The 21,498-nt window shown below is 48.6% G+C and carries 22 protein-coding genes; 8 read left to right on the top strand and 14 right to left on the bottom strand.

What is annotated here, in order from left to right:
• On the top strand, positions 1-284 hold a 284-nt coding region (locus AC6R1O_RS17820), incomplete at its 5' end, for a hypothetical protein (protein ID WP_500657523.1).
• A gap of 165 nt (positions 285-449) precedes the next feature.
• Here AC6R1O_RS17820 and AC6R1O_RS17815 read toward each other — a convergent pair.
• Positions 450-1,370, bottom strand: coding sequence for a LysR family transcriptional regulator (locus AC6R1O_RS17815; protein WP_500631129.1), 921 nt, complete (start codon positions 1,368-1,370; stop codon positions 450-452).
• 125 nt (positions 1,371-1,495) lie between these two features.
• On the bottom strand, positions 1,496-3,382 hold the full coding sequence (locus AC6R1O_RS17810; protein ID WP_500633344.1) for a methyl-accepting chemotaxis protein: 1,887 nt from the start codon (positions 3,380-3,382) through the stop codon (positions 1,496-1,498).
• A gap of 190 nt (positions 3,383-3,572) precedes the next feature.
• On the opposite strand from AC6R1O_RS17810, the gene AC6R1O_RS17805 reads away from it, so the two are divergent.
• On the top strand, positions 3,573-3,773 hold the full coding sequence (locus AC6R1O_RS17805; RefSeq protein ID WP_500633343.1) for a DUF2986 domain-containing protein: 201 nt from the start codon (positions 3,573-3,575) through the stop codon (positions 3,771-3,773).
• Here AC6R1O_RS17805 and AC6R1O_RS17800 read toward each other — a convergent pair.
• The 6 genes from AC6R1O_RS17800 to nirB all read right to left on the bottom strand — a co-directional run bounded on the left by AC6R1O_RS17800 (position 3,759) and on the right by nirB (position 9,597).
• Positions 3,759-4,238, bottom strand: coding sequence for a LabA-like NYN domain-containing protein (locus AC6R1O_RS17800; protein ID WP_500633342.1), 480 nt, complete (start codon positions 4,236-4,238; stop codon positions 3,759-3,761). The two genes, AC6R1O_RS17805 and AC6R1O_RS17800, sit on opposite strands and share 15 nt — an antisense overlap.
• A gap of 136 nt (positions 4,239-4,374) precedes the next feature.
• Entirely contained in the window at positions 4,375-4,764 is a 390-nt protein-coding gene (locus AC6R1O_RS17795) for a glycine zipper family protein (protein ID WP_500633341.1), read from the bottom strand.
• 80 nt (positions 4,765-4,844) lie between these two features.
• The gene (gene cobA / locus AC6R1O_RS17790; RefSeq protein WP_500633340.1) at positions 4,845-5,621 is read right to left on the bottom strand and encodes a uroporphyrinogen-III C-methyltransferase; all 777 of its coding nucleotides are present in this window, start codon (positions 5,619-5,621) and stop codon (positions 4,845-4,847) included.
• Between the two features lie 103 nt (positions 5,622-5,724).
• Positions 5,725-6,579: a formate/nitrite transporter family protein gene (locus AC6R1O_RS17785; protein ID WP_500631132.1), complete on the bottom strand. Its 855-nt coding sequence runs from the start codon at positions 6,577-6,579 to the stop codon at positions 5,725-5,727.
• Between the two features lie 119 nt (positions 6,580-6,698).
• Positions 6,699-7,022, bottom strand: a complete 324-nt coding sequence (nirD, locus tag AC6R1O_RS17780; RefSeq protein WP_334552280.1) for a nitrite reductase small subunit NirD — start codon at positions 7,020-7,022, stop codon at positions 6,699-6,701.
• A gap of 16 nt (positions 7,023-7,038) precedes the next feature.
• The gene (nirB, locus tag AC6R1O_RS17775; protein ID WP_500633339.1) at positions 7,039-9,597 is read right to left on the bottom strand and encodes a nitrite reductase large subunit NirB; all 2,559 of its coding nucleotides are present in this window, start codon (positions 9,595-9,597) and stop codon (positions 7,039-7,041) included.
• Between the two features lie 298 nt (positions 9,598-9,895).
• Between nirB and AC6R1O_RS17770 the strand changes: the two genes are divergently transcribed.
• A complete protein-coding gene (locus tag AC6R1O_RS17770) occupies positions 9,896-10,936 on the top strand; it encodes a GGDEF domain-containing protein (RefSeq protein WP_500633338.1) in 1,041 nt (346 codons plus the stop codon).
• Between the two features lie 5 nt (positions 10,937-10,941).
• Here the strand turns inward: AC6R1O_RS17770 and AC6R1O_RS17765 are convergent, their stop codons facing one another.
• From AC6R1O_RS17765 to AC6R1O_RS17755, 3 genes are read right to left on the bottom strand one after another with little or no spacing between them, the layout of a single operon-like run.
• A complete protein-coding gene (locus AC6R1O_RS17765) occupies positions 10,942-11,610 on the bottom strand; it encodes a DUF2726 domain-containing protein (protein ID WP_500629772.1) in 669 nt (222 codons plus the stop codon).
• Between the two features lie 45 nt (positions 11,611-11,655).
• Positions 11,656-12,345 (bottom strand): response regulator, encoded by a 690-nt coding sequence (locus AC6R1O_RS17760; RefSeq protein ID WP_500633337.1) that lies wholly within the window; start codon positions 12,343-12,345, stop codon positions 11,656-11,658.
• On the bottom strand, positions 12,342-13,958 hold the full coding sequence (locus AC6R1O_RS17755; RefSeq protein ID WP_500631137.1) for an ATP-binding protein: 1,617 nt from the start codon (positions 13,956-13,958) through the stop codon (positions 12,342-12,344). The genes AC6R1O_RS17760 and AC6R1O_RS17755 overlap by 4 nt, the downstream gene beginning before the upstream one ends.
• Before the next feature lie 398 nt (positions 13,959-14,356).
• Here AC6R1O_RS17755 and AC6R1O_RS17750 point away from each other — a divergent pair, with 398 nt between their 5' ends.
• Entirely contained in the window at positions 14,357-14,581 is a 225-nt protein-coding gene (locus AC6R1O_RS17750; RefSeq protein WP_500631138.1) for a hypothetical protein, read from the top strand.
• Positions 14,582-14,674: 93 nt separating this feature from the next.
• A complete protein-coding gene (locus AC6R1O_RS17745) occupies positions 14,675-15,214 on the top strand; it encodes a lipocalin family protein (protein WP_500631139.1) in 540 nt (179 codons plus the stop codon).
• Here AC6R1O_RS17745 and AC6R1O_RS17740 read toward each other — a convergent pair.
• Both AC6R1O_RS17740 and AC6R1O_RS17735 read right to left on the bottom strand, forming a co-directional pair.
• Positions 15,179-15,958 (bottom strand): MBL fold metallo-hydrolase, encoded by a 780-nt coding sequence (locus AC6R1O_RS17740; RefSeq protein ID WP_500631140.1) that lies wholly within the window; start codon positions 15,956-15,958, stop codon positions 15,179-15,181. The two genes, AC6R1O_RS17745 and AC6R1O_RS17740, sit on opposite strands and share 36 nt — an antisense overlap.
• A gap of 144 nt (positions 15,959-16,102) precedes the next feature.
• Complete coding sequence (locus tag AC6R1O_RS17735) at positions 16,103-17,059, bottom strand: lactate/malate family dehydrogenase (protein ID WP_500638251.1); 957 nt, start codon at positions 17,057-17,059, stop codon at positions 16,103-16,105.
• A gap of 246 nt (positions 17,060-17,305) precedes the next feature.
• On the opposite strand from AC6R1O_RS17735, the gene AC6R1O_RS17730 reads away from it, so the two are divergent.
• From AC6R1O_RS17730 to AC6R1O_RS17720, 3 genes are all read left to right on the top strand, one after another.
• Positions 17,306-18,007: a glycerophosphodiester phosphodiesterase gene (locus AC6R1O_RS17730; RefSeq protein ID WP_500657522.1), complete on the top strand. Its 702-nt coding sequence runs from the start codon at positions 17,306-17,308 to the stop codon at positions 18,005-18,007.
• A gap of 260 nt (positions 18,008-18,267) precedes the next feature.
• Entirely contained in the window at positions 18,268-18,660 is a 393-nt protein-coding gene (locus tag AC6R1O_RS17725) for a hypothetical protein (protein WP_500631176.1), read from the top strand.
• A gap of 216 nt (positions 18,661-18,876) precedes the next feature.
• A complete protein-coding gene (locus tag AC6R1O_RS17720) occupies positions 18,877-19,980 on the top strand; it encodes a phosphoribosylaminoimidazolesuccinocarboxamide synthase (protein WP_500631143.1) in 1,104 nt (367 codons plus the stop codon).
• Between the two features lie 96 nt (positions 19,981-20,076).
• Here AC6R1O_RS17720 and AC6R1O_RS17715 read toward each other — a convergent pair.
• Positions 20,077-21,498 (bottom strand): methyl-accepting chemotaxis protein (locus AC6R1O_RS17715; RefSeq protein ID WP_500657521.1); only part of this gene is annotated, 1,422 nt, incomplete at its 5' end.

The raw sequence follows: 21,498 nt of genomic DNA, 5'->3' as shown, positions 1-21,498 counted from the left end.
CCCTTACCACACTGACTTCAAGCATGGCTTTTGCGGCTAGCGACTACACACTGAACGTTGAACCTAACAACAACCAAGCGAAAGTTACCGTATTGAAAGATGGCCAACCGGTCAGCAACGTACCGGTTAAAGTCGTCGGCAACGGCACCAAAACTCACATTTCAGGCTCAAAAGGCACCTTCGTTGCGGCAAACTTGTTCGATAACGGCCGTACCTTCACCTTTGAACTGGTTGATGACAACGGCGAAGTCGTTCGCGAACAACGTTACCTCACTTCATTCTAAGTTAGACGGTTGCTGTCCACAGCTGTCTGCGTGAATCGTCACAGTGAGACGCGCCTTGTACGGCCAGTCTGCTCAGTATATCAAAACGCCCAGTATCAACTGGGCGTTTTTTATTGCTCGGACGTTATGGTTCGCTCTGCTTTCACTCAATCTACTTGGTGTATGTTAGCTAAAGTACTGCTCCCACACTGGCGGCGTCCCGATGACTTGCTGAGCAATATCAATAAAGGCTTTTGCCAAAGGCGAAACGTTGCGGTGAGTATACAGGGCGTAGACATCACCAAAAGAGGGCATGTGATAATCGGGGAGCAACTGAACCAACCCCATCTTTTCGATTTCTTTGGAAATCATAAACTGACCAATCATGGCATACCCCATCCCTGATTTAACGCTGTCTATCACTAACTGAGGCTCATTGACGCGATATGGCCCGGTCATGGTGAAGGTGTCCAAGCGCAAGTTATCTTTCGAGTGGATCTGCAATTTATCAATCACAATACTGCTGTTAGCGTAAATAACCGCAGGGAGGGCCACCAATTGCTCAGGGGTCTCAGGCAAACCATGCTGCTCAACAAACTCTTCAGACGCCACCAGCGCCAATTTGTTGTCCGCCAGTCGTTTCGCCACCATGGACGAATCGCGCATTGGGCCGATGCGAAACGCGAGATCAATGCGCTCTTTGATCACATCAACACGTAAATCATCCAGCACCAAGTTGACGGTCGCTTTCGGGTATTTCTCCAAAAACGCTTCCACCACCTTTTGAATGTACTTACGCCCAAACAGCGTGCTGCTTGAGATCCTCAAGTTGCCGACCGGCTCACTATGGTAAGACTCGGCAATTTGCTTGGTCTCTTCGAGCAGCGAACTGACTTTATTGGCTTGATCCACAATCTGATAGCCGACATCGGTTAGCGACAACGAACGGGTAGTTCGGTTGATAAGCCTTACCCCTAAATGCTCTTCAAGCTGTTTCACCTGCTTAGAGAGCACTGAACGGTCGAGATTGAGTCGGTCTGCCGCTTTGGCAAACGAGCCCGCTTTCGAGACTTCCAGCAACAGCTCCATCCTACTGGCCAAATCCATTCACACCTCTAATTATCTATCCACCATTCATTACGCCATAGTAGCGGAGCTACACAAAAAAATTAAGCCCGCCAAATGGCGAGCTTAATGTGTAGTCTTGATAAACCAAGTGCAAGTCGAAGGCGTTACACTTTGAAAAAGCCAAGTTCTTCTTTTTGCGTGACCGCGAGTTTTGACAGCTCAGCCGAGGCTTGCAGCGTTTCATCCACACCCGAGACGTTCTTTTGCACCAGATCATAGGCGTGAGTGGTGTTTTGGGAAATGTCCTCGGTGACGCTAAATTGCTCTTGCGCGGCGGTGGCCACTAGCGTGTTGATTTCAGAGATGGCGTCCACCGCGCGATAAATCTCTTCAAATGAGGCTTTGACGCGATCGGCGAGCTCGACTGACTCCTCAATCAACTCAACATTTTTGCTCATATTGTGCTGCGCCACATCAGATTGTTTTTGCAGCTTTTCAATGATCTCTTTGATGCTTACGGTAGAGTCTTGCGTTTTGGATGCCAAACTGCGCACTTCGTCGGCCACAACGGCGAAGCCTCGCCCATACTCACCCGCACGCGCCGCCTCAATGGCTGCGTTCAGCGCCAGCAAATTGGTTTGCTCTGAAATGGTATTGATGACTTCAATCACACTGCTGATCTCCAGCGCAAACTGACGCAAATCACTGACAATTTGCGCGCTGTCATTTACGGAGGCGCTGATAGAATCGGTCAAGGCGATATTTTTCTCCAGAGTCAGCTTACCGTTGGCGACATTCTCACGTGCACCTTTGGCAACCTCTTCCGCTTGCACCGCTTGCTGACTCACCTCTTGAGAGGTAGAAGACAACTCATTGATGGCTGTGGATATTTGCTCCATCTGCGCCAACTCTTGATGTGCGTTGGATTTGGTGTCATTCATGATGACGTTGAGCTGCTCAGACGCCGAGGAGACGCTTTCCGAGATGCCGTGTGTGTTCTTAATCAGCTCAGAGAGTTGCAGTTTGAGCTTGATCAGAGAGAGATAAATACCCGTCTCTTTGCCCGTTTGCGGGATCTCTTGACTGAAATCCCCTTTGGCCATCTCTTCCATCAAATGCGCAATCTCATCGGGCGTACCGCCAACCGGGACTAATACCAGTTTGTCGACCAACACAAACAGCACGCCAATCGCTAGCAGCAGACTCACAAAGCCTATAACAGCTGATGTGATCAATTGATCGTTCGCATTGCGCTCAATTTGCGCATCACGGATGAAGGTGACAAACTTCCATCCACTGACGTCCAGTTTTGTCCAAAAAGCGGTGAAGTCGGTCGCCTTACCATCCACGACTGCCTCGTATTGTAGGATCTGGGTATCCTTGTTGAATTGTTTATAGAGCGGGCGCTCTTGGTAGATGTCTTTTCCTAATAGATCTTGATACGGGGATAGCAAAATAGTGCCATCTTCACCGTATAGGAACATGTCATTGCGACCTTTGATTTTAGTCAGCAATGAATCGAGATAGATCGAGGTGATCACAGCCACTTGAGGATTGATTTTGTAGGCCAATACCACCACTTCTTTTTGTGTCACAGCAGAAACAAAAGGCGGCGAAACGAAAAATGTCTTCCCTTGTGTGAACAGTGCAGTGTAATAAGAGCGGCTGAGCTCTTTAACGTTGAAATCCATTTGGCGACCTTCCACGTTGTATATGCCGCCATCCACATCAATAATATACGCGCCCTCAATAAAAGACTGCTGTGTGCGATAAAGCATTTCCAACTGCGTCACCGCTTTGGTCGATAAACCTTGGTCAGTGATATCACCAACGCTCACCTTAACGCCCGACAAGACGTGTTGGTAGCCAGTAAACTTCTCAGTTAGGTAGGTTTCTACTGCAGCATTTTTCTCCATCAGCACTGTTTGGCTGAGAGCCACGCTCTCCTCTTTGAATGATAAAAATCCAGTCACCGTCAGCAATGCAACGATGACAACAATCATGCTGCCAATCGCCGCGGATATTTTCAGTTTGAATGAATTCACACTCATTTCCCTTTGTCATTATTGAAATATGCACTAAGGGTAAAGCGATGCTGCCAATCCTTTATTGATCGGGGTTAATCTTGATGCTGAAACTATCATTACGAGTGATAATTCAACCATTCAAATGACGGGGGAGTCTTGCAGCGTAGGTGGAATCTGCTAGGATGTGCGCCCTCTACTCGATAAGGTGTTCACCATGAATCGTAAAAAACGCATCAACCAGATTTTGAAGTCAAAACAGAAAAAAGCGAACGCTAAGCTGCACAAAAGCAACAAGCCGCGTTACATCTCAAAAGCCGAGCGCGCCAAGCTTGAAAACGAGGAAGAGAACGCAACCCAAGTATCAGATAATGAGACTGAGCAGAGCGTAGCCGATTCAGAATCAGCGACGCAGTAATAGATCGTGGTCGATGGCGATGAATCGATCACTCGCCTCTATCAAACTTTGCGCTGTCAGTGCCTCGACACCGTAAACGTCAACGGACGTATTAAAACGCTGCTTAATGCGCTCCAGTAACAAGGTAAAATCCCCATCCCCTGACAGCAGAACGACTCTATCCACTTTGGCCGCCGCCTCATAGACATCGAGCGCGATACCCACATCCCAATCCCCCTTCGCACTGCCATCTTGACGCTGGATGAAAGGTTTTAACTTCACATCAAACCCGATACCACGCAAGATGTGGTGGAACTGGCGTTGTTTAGGATCATGAGAAGCGATGGCGTAAGCATGGGCGATCGACACTTGACGCCCTTGTGTCGCAACGTACCAAAATTGGTTGTAATCGAAGTGAGCGCGGAACTGCGCGCGCGTGGTGTAATAGATGTTTTGCACATCCACAAAGAGTGCGATGGTTTCCATCAAGTGCATCCAACCTGGTGATTTAGCAATGGTTCGGCACTGTAACAGAATTCGATGAGGTTGAGAAATCGGTCTATTGGCAATAACAATAGCGGCAGAGAGCCCTGCCGCTATTGCTCGTCTAGCCAACGAGTTGTTAATTTAATACGGTGTAGCCACGGTTGGTCATGCAGTTACGCATCACGGTTTGGCGTTCAGCTTCATAGTTTTTCTGGTTTTCACGGCGATCTTTACTGCCACCAAGCACACCAACCGCTAAGCCCACGCCTGCGCCCTTCTTCGCACCTTCCGAACCTGAACCACCAGCGATTGCCGTACCCGCCGCGCCCAGCGCTGCGCCTTTGGCTGCACCACCGACAGCACCACGTGATTGGGTGTCTTTTTGCACTTGATTGGCCAACTCTTCACATTGATGCTTATCGTAGATGAAGTCTTTCTCATCAACGCCGTTTTTATCAATAATCAAATTGGCGTTTGCGCCGGCTGCCATGATAAGGGTGGCAAATAACGTGGTCATTCGTTTCATCGTTGCTCCAACAAAGCGTTCGCGTTTATTCGTTGTTAAGGAGAATAAGCAGCCCTGCGCCGCTTCACTAGGAATAACGATTATTCCGTCTTATTTTCTGGTGCAAACCAATGCAATGAACGATGCAATTGTGTGACGCTGCCGACCACAATCAGCGCGGGGCTCACGGCTTGTTCGCCTAGACTCGCCAGATCTGCGAGTTTACCCGTTAAGACACGCTGCTCTTTACGAGTGCCGTTTTCGATGATGGCGCAGGGCATGTCGACATCCATACCCTGCTCAATAAGATTGGCCTGAATGTGGCGACACTGTTTTAAGCCCATATAAAAGACTAACGTGTTGTTGGGCTGTGCCAGCGCGGACCATTGAATCTCTTGTCCATTCTGTTGAACATGACCGGTAATAAACTGCACGCTCTGGGCATGGTCTCGGTGCGTCAAAGGAATCCCCGCGTAAGAGGTCGCACCTGCGGCGGCGGTGATGCCCGGCACCACTTCAAATGAGATATAGTGTTCGGCGAGCGCTTCCAACTCTTCGCCACCACGGCCAAAGATGAATGAGTCACCACCTTTAAGGCGCACGACACGTTTTCCTTGCTGGGCTTTTTCGACCAAGATTTGATTAATTTGATCTTGCGGTACACAGTGAAAATCGAGCTGTTTACCCACGTAAATCCGCTCTGCCTCAGGGTTAGCGATGGCGAGGATCGCCTCTGACACCAATCGGTCGTAAACCAAGACCTCCGCTTGCTGGATAACTCGATACCCTTTCACTGTCAGCAAATCCGGATCGCCCGGGCCCGCTCCGACCAAAGAGACAAAACCACCTTGATTTGTGTTAACGGCGTTTGTAGACATAGCCACCACTCTTAAAAATTCACGATAAAAAGTGACAATCGCTCTATTGAAATCATCACTTGTTATCGAAATTCAGCCCCGCGGAGAGCGGGGCTGAGTGACATTATTTCGCGTTCAATACCGGAGTTGCTTGCGCGTTCGTCTCTTCTGCGTCAAGCGCTGGCGCTGTTTTCGCGTGAGTGAGATAGAGAGGGATGCAGGTAAACACAAGGCCACCGACAATGTTACCTAAAATCGTTGGGATTAGGTTAAAGTTTAACCATGTCGCGACACCAAAATCCGCACCCAGCATCATACCTAGCGGGAATAGGAACATATTTACTACTGCGTGCTCGAATACTAGCGCGAAGAAAATAAAGATAGGGAACCACATAGCGGCGATACGACCACTTAAACGGCGTGCGGTCATGTTACCAATCACACCGAGACACACCATGAGGTTACACAAAATGCCGCGCACGAAGCAGGTGATCCAACCATCCATACCTAATGATTCAAAACCCGCCGAGCGTGCTGTTGATGCATTGATGATGGTTTTAGCGACGGCGCCGCCATCATTGGTGAAGTTGGAGGTCAGTGACAGTGCAATGATGTAAGCGATGAAGATAGAGCCTACTAGGTTGCCTAGGCCAACAAGCCCCCAACAGCGAAGTACGCGGCCCCAGGTGATGCCTGGACGGTTCTCAAATTTCGCTAGCGGCGCCAAGCCAAAGACACCGGTAACCAAGTCATAACCCATGATACTCAAAATCACAAAGCCCACAGGGAACACCATCGCCCCCACTACACCCAACCCAGTTTGGGTAATCGTCGTGAGCGCCAGAACCACCGCCAGTGACAGGATAATACCCGCCATAAAGCCACGGATAAGTAAATCTCGCGTATGGGTGTTGGTTTTCGCTTCACCAACGTTGATCATCGTTTGCACGAATTCAGCAGGCTTGAAATCAGACATCATTGTCTCTCCATAAAGTTTAAAAATAAAAGTGAATAGGGAAAGGCTCCCAGCTGTCGCAGCCCTGCGCCAACAGGGAACCTTTAATCTATTGACTCTAAGAAAGAAAGTAAGCGATAACGCTAGCCCTCAATCTCTACCGCCCCTTTCACGACGCGGGCATTAAACGCTTTGACGCTGAAGCGCTCATCTTCCATACACACGCCCGTTGCTAGGTTGAAATGCTGCTTTTTCAGTGGACTTGCCACCCAAAGCTCGCCTTTGTGCTCACCGATAAGGCCGCGTGATAACACGTTGGAGCGCGCGAAGGGATCCATGTTGCTGATAGCAAACACCTCTTCCGCTTCTGACGGACGAAAGATTGCCACTTGTTGCTCCTTCACTAGCGCACATACGCCCGTGCCTGGGATGATGTCTGTGATGTCACATACTTTTTCAAATGCCATGATGACGACTCCGCTCTTATTCAGTCACTGCTACGTGAAGGATGTCGCCCTTCACCTCAGGGTGTTTTTCGGTGTAAGTGGCTGGGCGGTGCTGAGCACGCTCATCAACAAACACGACGTTGTTATCACGCTTATCTGAGTTGATGAAGTGTGAGAAGCGTTTTAACTGCGACTTATCGTTGATGGTATCCGTCCACTCGCAACGGAACGCTTCAACCAATTTCGCCACGTCCGTTTCTAGCTGTTCGTTGATACCCAGTTTGTCATTGACAATCACTTCACGCAGGTAATCAACGCCACCTTCCATGTTCTCTAGCCATACTGATGTGCGCTGGAGTGGCGCAGCCGTACGGATGTAGAACATCATGAAACGGTCGATGTACTTGATTAGCGTTGCTTCGTCTAGGTCACTTGCTAGCAGGTCAGCGTGACGTGGCTTCATACCCCCGTTACCACAGACGTACATGTTCCAACCTGCATCAGTCGCGATGATGCCAAGGTCTTTACCTTGCGCTTCCGCACACTCACGCGTACAGCCAGAGACACCGAACTTCATCTTGTGTGGCGTACGGATGCCTTTGTAGCGGTTCTCGATCATCACGCCTAGCCCAACTGAATCTTGAACACCGTAGCGACACCAAGTGGAGCCCACGCATGTCTTCGCCATACGCAGTGCTTTGGCGTACGCTTGACCGGTTTCGTAGCCTGCGGCAATCAGCTTCTTCCAAATGGCCGGAAGGTCATCTTTTTGCGCGCCAAATAGACCGATACGCTGCGCGCCCGTCACTTTGGTGTAAAGGTTGTATTCTGCTGCCACTTCAGCCAATACTTTCAATGCTTCTGGTGTGACTTCACCACCCGCCATACGAGGGATAACCGAGTAAGTACCGTCTTTTTGCATGTTACCGAGGAAATTATCGTTGGTATCGTGCAGCTTAACCTGTTGTGGTTTAAGGATGTGCTCACCCCAGCAAGAAGCCAGAATAGACCCGACTGCAGGTTTACACACTTCACAGCCATAGCCTTGACCATACTTCTCAAGAAGTTCATCAAACGTTTTGATCTCTTCGATGCGAATCAGGTGGAACAGCTCTTGGCGTGAATAAGCGAAGTGCTCACAGATATCGTTCTTCACTTCGATACCAGATTTAGCCAGCTCAGCATTAAGCACTGAAGTCACAAGTGGGATACAACCACCACAGCCAGTACCTGCACCGGTTGCCGCTTTAATGTCAGCAATCGTGTGATGACCTTCAGCAACGGCTTGTGCCACTTTGCCTTTCGTTACGTCAAAACATGAACAGATAACCGCACTTTCTGGTAGCGCGTCAGCGCCCAGTGTTGGCTTCTCTGCGCCTGCGTGCGCTGGAAGGATAAGCGTATCTGGATGTTCTGGTAGGTCGATTTCGTTGAGCATGAGCTGAAGAAGGTCGCCATAGTCAGACGTATCGCCAACCATTACGGCACCAAGAAGCTTCTTGTTATCTTCAGAAACGATCAGGCGCTTGTAAACTTCTTGCTCTTCATTTTGGTAAACGTAGCTCTTACAACCTGGAGTACGACCGTTCGCATCACCGATTGAGCCTACTTTCACGCCAAGAAGCTTAAGCTTCGCTGACATGTCCGCACCTTCAAACTTGCTGTCGTTACCAAGAAGGTGATCAACCGCTACGGTTGCCATTTTGTAGCCAGGAGCAACTAGGCCATAGAACATCTCATTCCAAGACGCACACTCACCAATCGCATAGATGTTTTCATCAGACGTTTGTGAGTAGTCGTTGATTGCGATACCACCACGCGGTGCAACCTCTAACTCCATTTGACGAGCGAGCTTGTCTTGTGGACGGATACCCGCAGAGAAAACAATAAAGTCAGTCTCAAGCTCAGTGCCATCGGCAAAACGCATCACGTTACGTGCATTTTTGCCTTCTGGTGCAATCTCAAGTGTGTTTTTGCTGGTGTGAACATTCACGCCCATGCTTTCAATCTTGTTACGAAGTTGATTACCGCCCGCTTGATCGAGCTGTTCAGCCATCAGCTTAGGAGCAAACTCGACAACGTGAGTCTCTACGCCCAATGCTTTTAGTGCGCCTGCAGCTTCAAGGCCAAGTAGACCACCGCCGATAACCACACCGACTTTGCTCTTCTTCGCACACGCTTCAATCGCTTTTAGATCTTCAATGGTGCGGTAAACAAAACAATCTTTGCTTTCACGGCCTTTGATTGGCGGTACAAACGGGAAAGAGCCCGTCGCCATAATCAGCTTGTCGTACTGAATTTCACGGCCAGAGCTTGAATAGACGGTGCGTTTGTCTCGGTTGACGTTAATTGCGCGCTCACCGAGCAAGACGTTGATCGCGTGTTTTTCGTAGAAACCTTCTTTAACGAGAGAGAGTTCTTGCGCGGTATGGTGAGAAAAGTAAGAAGAAAGGTGGACACGGTCATAGGCAACACGAGGCTCTTCGCAAAAAACCGTGATGTCAAACTGTGAGATATCCGTCTTATCGACCAAATCTTCCAGATAACGATGGCCAACCATGCCGTTGCCGACGATGACCAGTTTCAACTTGCTCATAATACTTCCTAAGAGTTAGGTGCTTATATCTGAGCGCATTGTTTATCGGTTGGTTGATTTATTTCATGACGTAAATCAATTCAAAAATCAAACTACCCTAAAGGGGTAGACGTGAACTAAAGTGAATTCAAACACCTATCTGCCATTTATGCTTTGAGATCACACTAACACTGTAACAGTGCACCTAATTTCATTTTCATTAGTGTGATCTTACTTCACGCCTGAACTTGATTAGTGAAATTAATGGCATAATATGTCTATTAATCAAACAAAAGTATAATAAAACAGCGGTTAACAGATGGCTTCAGGGAACGAACTCGATATTTTTCGACCGTCGCGGCAATTGCGACGGGCAACGTTATTTTGGCTTAGTTTAGTGTTGGCTGCCATGTCGATGCTGGTGGCCATTGTGAACGTCTATGTTGGACCGTTTTATACGCTTGCCTACATAGAAGCGATGTTTTGCACCTTCTCTCTTTACGTGGGTTACTGTTGCTATCATGGCAGGCACTCGAACACCTTAGCAGTGCTCTACATTTATAGCGTGGTGGCTATCATTAGCATCGCGACCTATAGCCACCCAGTCGCGCACGGTTTGTTTGTGTGGGCGTTCCTTTACCCTGTTCTCTTTTATCTGATTCTTGGTCGTCGACAAGGCTTCATTGCAACAGCGATTGGATTCTCTTTACAGTTGGTGATCATCTCTCAAAAAAACGGCGATACCGCCCTACTTGATTACTTCCACCTCTCGATTAACTTTGCGCTTGCCTTTGCCGCGGTGTGGGTGACTGCGCACGTCTTGGAGGTCAAGCGTAAAACCTCTGAAACCTCCTTAGGTCACTTGGCATCACGAGACGCTTTGACGGGTGTCTACAACCGCCATGCGTTGGTGCATAACTTCGAGCGTTATCGTCGTGAGAGCCAAACACTGCCTCTCTCGTTGCTGATCTTAGATTTGGATTACTTTAAGCAGGTCAATGACCAATTTGGCCACGATGTCGGAGATAAGGTGCTGATACAGACGGCGGCACTGATTGATGCCTTAAGCGATGAGCACCTGGTCTATCGCATTGGGGGCGAAGAGTTTTGTGTTGCTCTGCACAACACGGATTTATCGCAGGCGATGCATAAAGCCGAGCAGATTCGCGCCACGATTGAACGTGCAAACTTTCACTCTCGTGAAGAGCCGATTCATTTAACCGTCAGTATTGGGGTTTACCAGTGCGACCACTACCACGATCTTGAAAGTGTGCTGCGTGAAGCCGACAAAGAGCTCTATCGCGCCAAACAAAATGGCCGAAATCAGGTCATGGTATGCAATGAAGCGGCGGCCTCATAGGGCCGCTATTCTGCGGTGTCTGACTCGTCGTCAAACACAACGTTGTAGTTTTCTGTGTAAGTACAGTGAGGTTGACGGCTACAGGTAAAGAAACGCCGACCTTTGAACTCCCCTTGGCTGGCAATCTTGATGTTCATTGGGCTGCCGCAGCGTTTGCAAAAACGCACCTCTTTATCCGATTCAATCAGATCAATATGTGCGGCGAGCAATCGCCGCAGTCTCCCGACTTGATAGCTGTGCTTGACCGATGCACCGATGAGCGGGATCCCGGCAGATTTGCATACGTGCATCAACAGCTTCTGGCGCTCGACCTTACCTTTATTGAGCTCTTTGCCGTCATCGAGCTCAATCACGGCCCGCACATCCAAAGAACGAGGATCGCACACCACATAGTCGAAATAGCTGCGCGCAATGCGGTTGTTGGCGATAAACCACTGTTTTTTGTCGGTGGCTTTGGGCGCTATCACGTTCGCCATGTTCACTTTACTCAACACCACCGCTTGCTGACCAACCGCGCTGATAAGGGCATTGTAAAACGCCGTCTCTTGCATGTTGAGTAGTGCGCCCTTGCGTTTGTAGGCGCTGTCTTTGAGCTCATCTTGCTTAAGAAATCGCTTTTGCACGATGAAAAAGAAGATCACTAGTATCGCAACAACGATGAAAACACTTTCCATTCCATTCACACCAATAGCTTAACTTTTCAATACTTTACCACAACTTCATTCCGCCGCAGCAGATTTGTAGCAGCGCTCAGGACGCCCGACCGTGCCGTAGTTGAGATCCGCCGTCAGCTCACCCGTACTGATTAAATGTTCCAAGTAGCGCCGAGCTGTGGTTCGGCTTGCGCCAATCTGCTCGCCCGCCTCATCCGCGGTCAAACTCTCGACTTGCTTAAACAGTGCACGAATTTTATCCAACGTGACGGCATCAATGCCCTTTGGCAATCGGGCCACATTGGACGTCGCGGGTGTGGATGCTTGCAGCATTTTATCCACTAAGCGTTGATCGATACCGTCACTGTGCGTCAGTTGTTGCTGCCTATCTCGATATTTGCTCAATGCCGCTTCTAAGCGAGAAAAGACGACGGGTTTGAGCAAGTAATCCACCACACCACCGCGCATCGCCTGTTGTAAGGTTTCAACATCGCGCGCCGCCGTGATCAAAATCGCGTCACACTGGCGCTGTTTTGCGCGCAATTCACGCAAAATATCCAACCCCGTTCCATCAGGCAAGTGAACGTCGAGCAGCACGAGATCGGGGGTCAGCAGATCGAGTTGCATGTCTGCCTCCACTTTACTTGTCGCGATACCAATAACCTCAAAGCCGCCCATCTGATCGAGATAACGTTGGTGAAGCTGCGCGATGGCTAAGTCATCTTCCACAATCATGATTCGAATCGCCGAACTCATCCTCGCTCTTCCTTTGGTAAATAGACTGTCATTCTGGTGCCAAAATCCTTGTTATCGGTAATATCTAACTGTCCGTGGTAACGTGTAGAGAGCTCATTCACTAAGTATAATCCGACCCCGCGATTGGATTGGTCTTTACTCGACACGCCGCGCTGAACGAGCTCCTCTTTACTTAGATGTGCCGGTAGGCCGCAACCTTGATCGCTCACCTCAAGAATGATCTCGTTACCATAATCACTGATCGACACTTCTATGATGCGCCTCGATTGGGCTAATTGCCCTTCTTGGCTAATTGCCTCACGCACGGCATCGAACGCGTTATCGATCAAATTACCTAAGATGGTGACTATGTCTTCGGCATTGATTCGCTTTGGTAACGGCTCGAGTCTTGTGCCTTCTTCTACCGTCAACTCTAATCCAAGCTCGCGCGCGCGCTCGGTTTTGCCAAGCAACATGCCCGCGATTAGCGGCTCTTTAACCGTCTCGCGTAAAAATTCGATTAAGACTTGATAATGCTCAGTCTCTTGGCCAATCAATGCAAGCACTCCCTCTAACTCCCCCATTTGCACCATGCCGCTGATGGTGTTGAGCTTGTTTCGATGCTCATGCGTTTGAGAGCGGAGCATCTCTGCGTACTCTTTGGTTTTGGCTAATTGCTCAGTTAAATCGGTGATGTCGTCACGCAAGCGGAAACTGGACACCGCACCGACCACCTGGCCATCCAATATAATCGGGCTGCGATTGGCAATAAGACGTTTATTATTGAGGTAAAGATTGATGTCGTTATCGGTGCGAGCAGTCGTCAACACAGTATGTAAGTCACTGTGTGGCAACACTTCACTGAGTGGCTGATTCAAACATGCCTGTTTATCCAAACCTAAAATTTGGCAGGCACTTTTATTGATTGAGCGCAGTTTACCGGCCCCATCGATACTCAAAATGCCCTCTTTAAGGGTTTCCAGTGTCACATCCAACTCGACATAAAGTCGGCCAATCTCTTCGGGCTCAAACCCCAATATCGCTTTTTGAAAGCGCCGTGATGCATAGCTAGAGACCAAGGCGTTCGCACCGACCACAATCAATGCCATCACAATCAAGAAGAACAGGAATGGTTCAATCCTATCTTGAAGCCGGTCAATCAAATACCCGACAGACACAACGCCGATGATTTCACCGTGCTGATTGAACACCGCCGTTTTACCCCGCACTGAGTAACCCAGTGACCCTTTGGCGAACGAGATGTACGCCTCCCCGTCGACCAAAGCGCGCTTGTTGTCACCACCGCGCATTGGCTTACCAATTCGATCATCGACTGGGTGCACCAAACGCATACCTTGCTTGTCGCCGATCACGATAAACGCGGCGCCAATCAACTGGGTCAAATCACGATAGCGCTGCTGACTTTGCACTTGGCCGGTTTCAATCATTTCAATCACAATCGGTGATTTGGCAAGAAAAGAGGCCACCCCAAGCGCCTTCAAGCCCATCTCTTCTTCTTGCGAATGCTTGATGTAAATAAAGCCGGCGGCCGAGAGCAAGAGCAATTCGATTAGCCCAGATAATGTCATGATCATCAGCATCCGTTTGCGAAAGCTGATACTGCTCCAATTCATACTTTTCCTCACTGCCGATCGCGTGTCGCTGCGATCAAGAGACCTTCCTATAATGAGACATTTTAAGGCTAACATCGATGCCAGTATTGGACGACTGGCGCTCATCCAAACTGTGAATTCCCCAAGTGAATTGAGATCAAAATGCTAATGACTTGGTGATTTTTTAGCCGCAAGGTTGCTTTTTTGAGTTCACTTCATGTTTATTCAGTTATTAACCTCCTTTTCGTTGATTAAGATCAAACCGTTTTTAGAACATTTTATGCACTAAAACCGCATTTGTTTTGTATACTATTTGAACACTCAGTGGTAATCGTCATTGGCTAACCTGCAGCACACCGTTTAAAAGAAGCGACTCACGCACAAGATTCGATGCTGCTCAACAGATAGGAACGTTGGACATGGAAAAGGATATGTACGGCTTCTGCCTTTCAAAAGCGCTACTTTCAAACCATCTCACTGGTACGTTCACTCACGTTCGTGCTTATGAATCTTGCCCTTCTGGTGAACAAGATCGCATCAAACATGCCTACCCCCAATTGTCGGGTAAAGAGCTGCTTGCGACCATGAGCAGCTCGGATCGTCTGCGTTGGCGAGCCGAATTTGTCTGCTTAGACTCAAAATGATCGTCATTACTCGATGAATGCACCATACTTAAGAGAAACCATCCGGTTTCTCTTTTTGTTTCAATGCACTCTATCCACAACGAGAGGTGTAACATGACCCTTCATCCCCGTATTTTGGCGCTATTTGCGGTACTGATCTCACTGTTGTCAGGTTGTGTTTCGACACCCACCGGCATCGCGCCTGTCAATGAGTTTTCTCTCGAGCGCTATCTTGGCACATGGCATGAGGTTGCTCGGCTTGATCACAGCTTTGAACGGGGCCTCAGCCATGTCAGCGCACAATACTCGCTCAATGATGATGGCAGCGTGCAAGTGATCAATCGTGGCTGGAACGATGAAGATAACCAGTGGAAAGAAGCGATAGGTGTCGCCAAGTTTGTCGATGGAGAGGAGATTGGGCACCTCAAAGTCTCTTTCTTTGGACCGTTTTACGGCAGTTATGTGGTGTTCTATTTAGAAGAGGATTATTCAGCTGCGGTCGTCAGCGGTTACAATCGAGACTATTTATGGATTCTCGCCAGAGAGCCTGATTTGCCTACGTACAAGCTCAATAAATACGTCAGGATTGCCCAATCCGCTGGCTTTGACACAGAACAGTTACTGTTTCCTTTTCATGGTGACCTGAGCGAATAGGCCTTTTAGCACTGCGCGTAACTTGGTTTTTGTTGCCCTCCAGTGCGTTGAGGGAGTGGTGGGCGTGGTCGCGATAAGGTGCCGATAGGCACTCTCATCGAAAGTCACCGAGCCACCATGAGCAACGAGCAAAGTCTCTGGGTTTAGCTTGAAAACCCGCTCGACGGAACGCCGATAATAATTAGGATAAAAGATTGGAAAAGGTGAGATTAGGTGCTGTTTCACTTCCACCATTAAGTCCGCCACATAGAGTAGCCGTGTGGGCTCATGCCACAAAGAGAGGTCCCGATCAGTGTGGCCTGGCGTCTCTAGAATCGTCCAATCTGGAAATCCAGGTATCTGGTCCCCTTCGTTGACTACGCTATCAGGCTTGAGGTAACGGTCATACCAGAGGTTGACGCGTGCTTTTTTCATTCTGCCCGCTACCCATAATGCGAGTAGCAAGTCAGACAAAAACATCGCCCCACCCGACCACCCTTGATACCAATGGGTCTTTTTGTCGGCAGAAACTATCTGGCACCCCGTTAATGCTCTAAGACGATGCGCCGCACCCGCATGATCGGGGTGCATGTGTGTCACCACAACGACTTTCAGATCGCACAGAGGACGCGCAAGTTGCTGCTCAATGAACTGGCACAAGTAGGTAATGTCGGCTCGACTAGCGCCGTCAAGAAGCAAGAGTTTGTCGGGATACTCAGCGAGATAGATGGTTTGAATATAACCTTCAATGGTATGAATGTGCATAACGCTGCTAATTTAACAATGTATTCACATTATAAATTAGCAGCGTCTTACTCTTGGCAAAGAGTAAAAACTCTAAGCTGTGAGCCCAATCCTCTTTTTCAAGCCAGTAGCGAGACAGGTTGTGATCTTGCAAAGAGTACCCCGTTAACGGGCATTCAAACCTGTTTGCGCCGCCACTTGTTCAACGATTTTCGTGACGTTATCCGCCACCGCATGGAGCGTACTGAGCTCATCTTGAGTAAAGGGATGTTGCAAAATCGCTTGGGCACCATTTTGCCCGACGACGGTTGGCAAACTAAGCACAACATTGTCGAGGCCATAATCCCCTTGTATCAAGGTCGCAACCGGCAACACCGAGCGTTCATTGATCATAATGGCTTGAATAACCCGGAACACACTCGCGGCAATACCGTGTGTGGTGTTTTGCTTGCGCTTAAATATCTCGTAACCCGCTTGCTTGACCGATTCAAGCAGTTCATCCGCGCAAATACGAGGCATTTTGTGTGTATCGCAGTAATAATCTGCAGGTTGTCCGGCGATCGAAATTAAGCTCTTGGGGGTGAAGCAGTTGCTTCCATGCTCACCAAGAACATAACCGAAAACGTTTTTAGGATCTAAGTTGACGCGGTTAGCCACAATACTCATCAAACGTGCGGTATCAATCACACAACCGCTGCTGATCACTTTCTCCGCCGTGTAGCCAGTATTGGTTGCGATAAAGTGTGTGACAATGTCACAAGGGTTGGAGACCACGATGAGTATCGCGTTCGGTGCGACGCGCTCAACATTCCTCGCGATATCAACACCAATTTTGGCGTTGATTTCTGCCAAATCAATTCGAGTCTGCCCCTGCTTAATCTGCGCGCCTGCGGTAATCACGACAATGTCTGCGCCAATCAAACTGAGATAGTCATCGGTCGGCATAATGTGGGTATTTTTTGTGAATGTTAGCGCGGCAGTATGGCGAAAATCGAACGCTTCCCCTTCCGCCCTTGCTAGATTCTGATCCAACAACACCAGTTCACTAATACTGCCCAATGTCAGTAGATAATTACAGACACCCACACCCACTGCGCCAGCGCCGATCACTCCGATCTTCATGCTCTCTTCCTTGTTCCAATCAAATTTAGTGCTCTGGGCGTATTCTAATCGTCTGAAACCTCTTTTTTCCAATTTAATTTTATCTTCAAATTAAATATTAGATAAAAATATCGTTCATGACATAAAAACCAGTAGAGTTAATCGCAATCTGTTGAAAGAGCGAGCACAACTTAGAGATCAAAATGACTACCACATCCACTCAATGACGCGTATTCTCAGACCAAATCACTCCGTTGAGAATCAGATATGCTCATTATTGGCCACCGCGGCGTGGCAGGACACTATCCAGAAAACACCACCGCCAGCATTCAAGCGGCGATAGATCTTGGCCTTACTTGGGTTGAAGTCGATGTGCAGCCTTGCAAAGACGGTCATCTCGTCGTGTGTCACGACCATACTGTTGACCGTTGCTCAAATGGTACAGGCAGAGTCGACACCTTGACCCTCAGTGCGCTCAAACAACTCAATTTTGCGGCGCGCCATGAAGGTCAAGTGACACCACAAACCCTGTTAACCCTTGAAGAGCTACTGACACTTATTGAACCCAGCGACATCAAGCTGAATATTGAAGTGAAAGTTGATACCCACGACGCCCAATCGGTATGCGCGCTATTGGCCTCTACGCTCAATGTGACCTCAATACCGCTAGAGCGCATTATTTTGTCGAGTTTTAGCCATGACGTGATGCGCGAGTTAGCAAAGCAAATTCCTCAGTGTCGACGCGCTTTACTTACCGAGCGATTGAAGCGCAAGGATTGGCAACTTCTCAAAGAGGTGGAGGCGACAGGCTGCAATATTGGCGCAACATGGGCGACCAAGTCTACCGTCTCAAAACTACAAGATGCCGGGTATGAAGTGTGGTGCTACACCATCAATAATCCGAAACGACTCAAACACCTTTCTCAATTGGATGGTATTTTTAGCGACTATCCAGAACGTTTTCTCTAGCACCTCTTCTCACCCTGTTCGCCTCTACTTGGCCTCCTGCTGAGTAGAGTGAGTTACCCATCACATTTTCTGCACCTTTTCAAAGCTCTCATTCAACCTATCAAACCAATATAATTTAACTACTTATCAGATAGTTAGAAAACAAACTCCTTCTATTAATCTACCTGACCCGCTCATTTTGCGCGCAAAAAATGCTTGCGTCTTCGCCACAATAAAACTACTGTATACGCATACAGCATGTATAAAAGGACAGTATTATGATTTCAGTTCAAACACCTCGTCACGGCTACTCAAAGTTTAATGTGTTGGCTCAGTCTACCCAGCCTCTATCTTTGGATGACACCAGCCTTGAACGACTGGCTGATCTGTCACAGCAGAAACAGTGGATTCTATTTACAGGTCAATGCCCACGTCCAGATTTTGCTCAACTGTCCTCACATCAAGTGCGTTGCAATCAAATCATCCACATGAAGCCATCGCAAATTCAGTCGGAAGTCGATATTGTGACCAAAGCGATTCAATCAGGTAACGCCAGTGCGGTGGTTGCCTCAAGTGAGCTCTCTCTTATCGAACAGCGACTATTGAAAGAACTGGCCAAGCAACATCAGTGTGAAGTCTTTTTTGTTGATGCGTCTATGCATCACTACCACTAAATCGAAACCTCACTGCTTCGCCTCCTATCATTGTGATAAGAGGCGTTTCTTTTCGCGGTTTCTTGATTTGAAACCAAGGCCTAACTCATTCAACTTAAAAACAAGCAAACGTTTGCTTTTTATCTGGAACAGAGAAAAAGTTCTGGTATCATGCTCTGCAAATGAAGGGCCTTCATGGCTTATCAACCATTTTTGACAAATTATAGGAATGTCTAAATGAGTCTCGCAGAACAAGTTCTCGCCGTTAATGACGATCTTCCCATCCGCACTGATAAACCGGTTCACAGTGGTAAAGTCCGCTCTGTGTATTGGCTAACCGAAGCCGATAGCCGACGCCTTATCGAAGAAAAAGGTTACGACGTGTCGCCTGACGCACCACTAGCAATTATGGTGATCAGTGACCGTATCTCCGCGTTTGACTGCATTTGGCACGGTGAAGGGAATCTAAAAGGCGTGCCAGGTAAAGGGGCGGCGTTAAACGCCATCTCCAACCACTGGTTCCAACTGTTTAAAGACAATGGGCTCGCAGACAGCCACATTCTCGACATTCCTCACCCATTGGTTTGGATCGTGCAAAAAGCCAAGCCCATCATGATCGAAGCCATCTGCCGCCAATACATCACCGGTTCAATGTGGCGTGCTTACGAAAAAGGTGAGCGCGAGTTTTGTGGTATCACACTACCTGAGGGTTTAGAGAAAGACAAAGCGCTTCCAGAGCTACTTATGACGCCATCCACTAAAGGCATTCTACGTGGCATCCCTGGTGTACCAGAAGCGGACGACGTTAACATCAGTCGCCGCAACATCGAGGAGAACTTTGCCGCGTTTAACTTCTCAAAGCAAAGCGACATCGCGATTTATGAGAAGCTACTCAGTGAAGGCTTTGGCGTCATTAGCTCGGCTTTGGCGAAAGTAGGTCAAGTCTTTGTTGATACCAAATTTGAGTTTGGTTACGTCACCGACGCGGCGGGTCAGGAAAAACTCATCTACATGGATGAAGTGGGGACACCGGACTCTTCACGTATTTGGGATGAAGCACAATACCAAGCCGGCAATATTGTCGAGAACTCAAAAGAAGGGTTCCGCCAGTTCTTGCTTAACCACTTCCCTGACCCAGACATCTTGCTCAATAAAGATCGCATGCCTGAGCGTGAAGCCCTTGCTCGTGACAATGCCCTTCCTCTCTCTGCGTTGATGGACATCTCAAAGACCTACACAGGTATCGCAGAAAAGATCACGGGAAAAGCGATTACGCTCAGCGATAATCCTAAGCAAGAGATCATCGATATTCTTGCCGCAGACTACGGTCTCATTGACTAAGTGACCTGTTCGACTGAAACGACAACGCCCAGCTAAGCTGGGCGTTGTTTTATCTTAACAATGATATCTCTACTTAGTGGCTTTTCATCTCATCGCTTAGAGCTTAAAGCGCTTTATCTCTTGTTCAAGCTCAAGTGAGAGTTCGGAAAGCTGTCTTGCTTGCGCCGCAGCGTCATGCGCTTCATCGGCTAATTCATTGGAGACATCACGAATACCAACCGTATTACGCGTGATTTCTGACGTCACCGAGGCTTGCTCTTCTGCCGCTGAGGCGATCTGAGTCGCCATATCGCTAATACGCTCGACCGCATGTTGAATATCAGTGAGGCTGTGTGCCGCCAAATCCGCGTCTTCAACACTGGTTCCCGCTAATTGTCCACTATCACGCATGATGCCCACCGCTTTTAGCGTGGTGCCTTGCAGCGTCTCAATCATGTGTTGGATCTCTTTGGTCGATGAGTGTGTGCGTTGGCTAAGCACGCGCACTTCATCGGCAACGACTGCGAACCCACGACCCTGCTCACCAGCGCGAGCGGCTTCAATGGCCGCATTCAAGGCGAGCAAATTTGTCTGCTCTGCGATATCTTGAATCGTCGAAAGAATGGTATTGATGCTGTTGCCATGGACTTCTAACTCTTGAATGACTTTTGTCGCCACTTGAACTTCATTAGCCAGGTTCTGAATCGAGCTTTGCGTTTGCACCACTTGTTTACCACCTTGCATACAGGCTGACACCGCTTGGGTAGAGTTCTGCGCTGTGTGGTCCGCGTTGCCGGCAATTTCTTGCGTCGCGGCCGCCATCTCGTTGATGGCTGTGGCGACCATGTTGATCTCATCTTGCTGCAAACGAATTCGTTCACTTCGCTGCGCGGCATTTCGTGCTGTGCTTTTCGATTGCTCAGACAATGAGGCAGACACAAGGCTCAGCTTCGATACCATCGCATGCATATTGCCGACAAACGTATTAAAGTTTGCCGCCAGTTGACCCACCTCATCGTCACTTCTTGGCTCTAGACGCTGAGTTAAATCCCCTTCGCCTGACGCAATGGCTTCCAAGGCGGTCGACACGCGCACTAAGTCGCGAAATAAGAAGCTCACCAACCAAGAGACCAGTGCGATGACCACTGCCGTGATCACCAGTGACGTCACCACCAGCTTGATCATCAACTGATTGAGCGCCGCTTCTTCAGTCGTCACATCCATCTCAATGGCAAAAATCCAAGGGGTGTGGGCAACGGATTTGAAATAGTACAGCTTCTCTTGATTGCCTTGATGTAAACGATGTATCGATCCGTTGTCTGCTGCTTGTTTGATGTCTCGCAAAGATAATCGGTCGAACAACTGACTGACCGGTTTGAGCAGCAAGTTTTTATCAGGATGAGCGAGGAAGTTACCATCTTGTGTATCAATCAACATCGCGTGCGCATTTTTGCCTACATTGAGGTTGATGACGTCGTTAATCAGCTGATCAATCAGCACATCGGCCCCAACCACACCACGTAGCTGCGTACCCTGCGT

It is taken from the genome of Vibrio sp. R11-SG3-ISO3-SZ, assembly GCF_059834345.1.
This window is presented reverse-complemented; position numbering and strand designations above follow the sequence as displayed.

Coding starts and splice junctions, on each gene's coding strand:
- AC6R1O_RS17815 (WP_500631129.1), bottom strand. CDS start 1,370: ATGGATTTGGCCAGTAGGATGGAGCTGTTGCTGGAAGTCTCGAAAGCG.
- AC6R1O_RS17810 (WP_500633344.1), bottom strand. CDS start 3,382: ATGAGTGTGAATTCATTCAAACTGAAAATATCCGCGGCGATTGGCAGC.
- AC6R1O_RS17805 (WP_500633343.1), top strand. CDS start 3,573: ATGAATCGTAAAAAACGCATCAACCAGATTTTGAAGTCAAAACAGAAA.
- AC6R1O_RS17800 (WP_500633342.1), bottom strand. CDS start 4,238: ATGGAAACCATCGCACTCTTTGTGGATGTGCAAAACATCTATTACACC.
- AC6R1O_RS17795 (WP_500633341.1), bottom strand. CDS start 4,764: ATGAAACGAATGACCACGTTATTTGCCACCCTTATCATGGCAGCCGGC.
- cobA (WP_500633340.1), bottom strand. CDS start 5,621: ATGTCTACAAACGCCGTTAACACAAATCAAGGTGGTTTTGTCTCTTTG.
- AC6R1O_RS17785 (WP_500631132.1), bottom strand. CDS start 6,579: ATGATGTCTGATTTCAAGCCTGCTGAATTCGTGCAAACGATGATCAAC.
- nirD (WP_334552280.1), bottom strand. CDS start 7,022: ATGGCATTTGAAAAAGTATGTGACATCACAGACATCATCCCAGGCACG.
- nirB (WP_500633339.1), bottom strand. CDS start 9,597: ATGAGCAAGTTGAAACTGGTCATCGTCGGCAACGGCATGGTTGGCCAT.
- AC6R1O_RS17770 (WP_500633338.1), top strand. CDS start 9,896: ATGGCTTCAGGGAACGAACTCGATATTTTTCGACCGTCGCGGCAATTG.
- AC6R1O_RS17765 (WP_500629772.1), bottom strand. CDS start 11,610: ATGGAAAGTGTTTTCATCGTTGTTGCGATACTAGTGATCTTCTTTTTC.
- AC6R1O_RS17760 (WP_500633337.1), bottom strand. CDS start 12,345: ATGAGTTCGGCGATTCGAATCATGATTGTGGAAGATGACTTAGCCATC.
- AC6R1O_RS17755 (WP_500631137.1), bottom strand. CDS start 13,958: ATGAATTGGAGCAGTATCAGCTTTCGCAAACGGATGCTGATGATCATG.
- AC6R1O_RS17750 (WP_500631138.1), top strand. CDS start 14,357: ATGGAAAAGGATATGTACGGCTTCTGCCTTTCAAAAGCGCTACTTTCA.
- AC6R1O_RS17745 (WP_500631139.1), top strand. CDS start 14,675: ATGACCCTTCATCCCCGTATTTTGGCGCTATTTGCGGTACTGATCTCA.
- AC6R1O_RS17740 (WP_500631140.1), bottom strand. CDS start 15,958: ATGCACATTCATACCATTGAAGGTTATATTCAAACCATCTATCTCGCT.
- AC6R1O_RS17735 (WP_500638251.1), bottom strand. CDS start 17,059: ATGAAGATCGGAGTGATCGGCGCTGGCGCAGTGGGTGTGGGTGTCTGT.
- AC6R1O_RS17730 (WP_500657522.1), top strand. CDS start 17,306: ATGCTCATTATTGGCCACCGCGGCGTGGCAGGACACTATCCAGAAAAC.
- AC6R1O_RS17720 (WP_500631143.1), top strand. CDS start 18,877: ATGAGTCTCGCAGAACAAGTTCTCGCCGTTAATGACGATCTTCCCATC.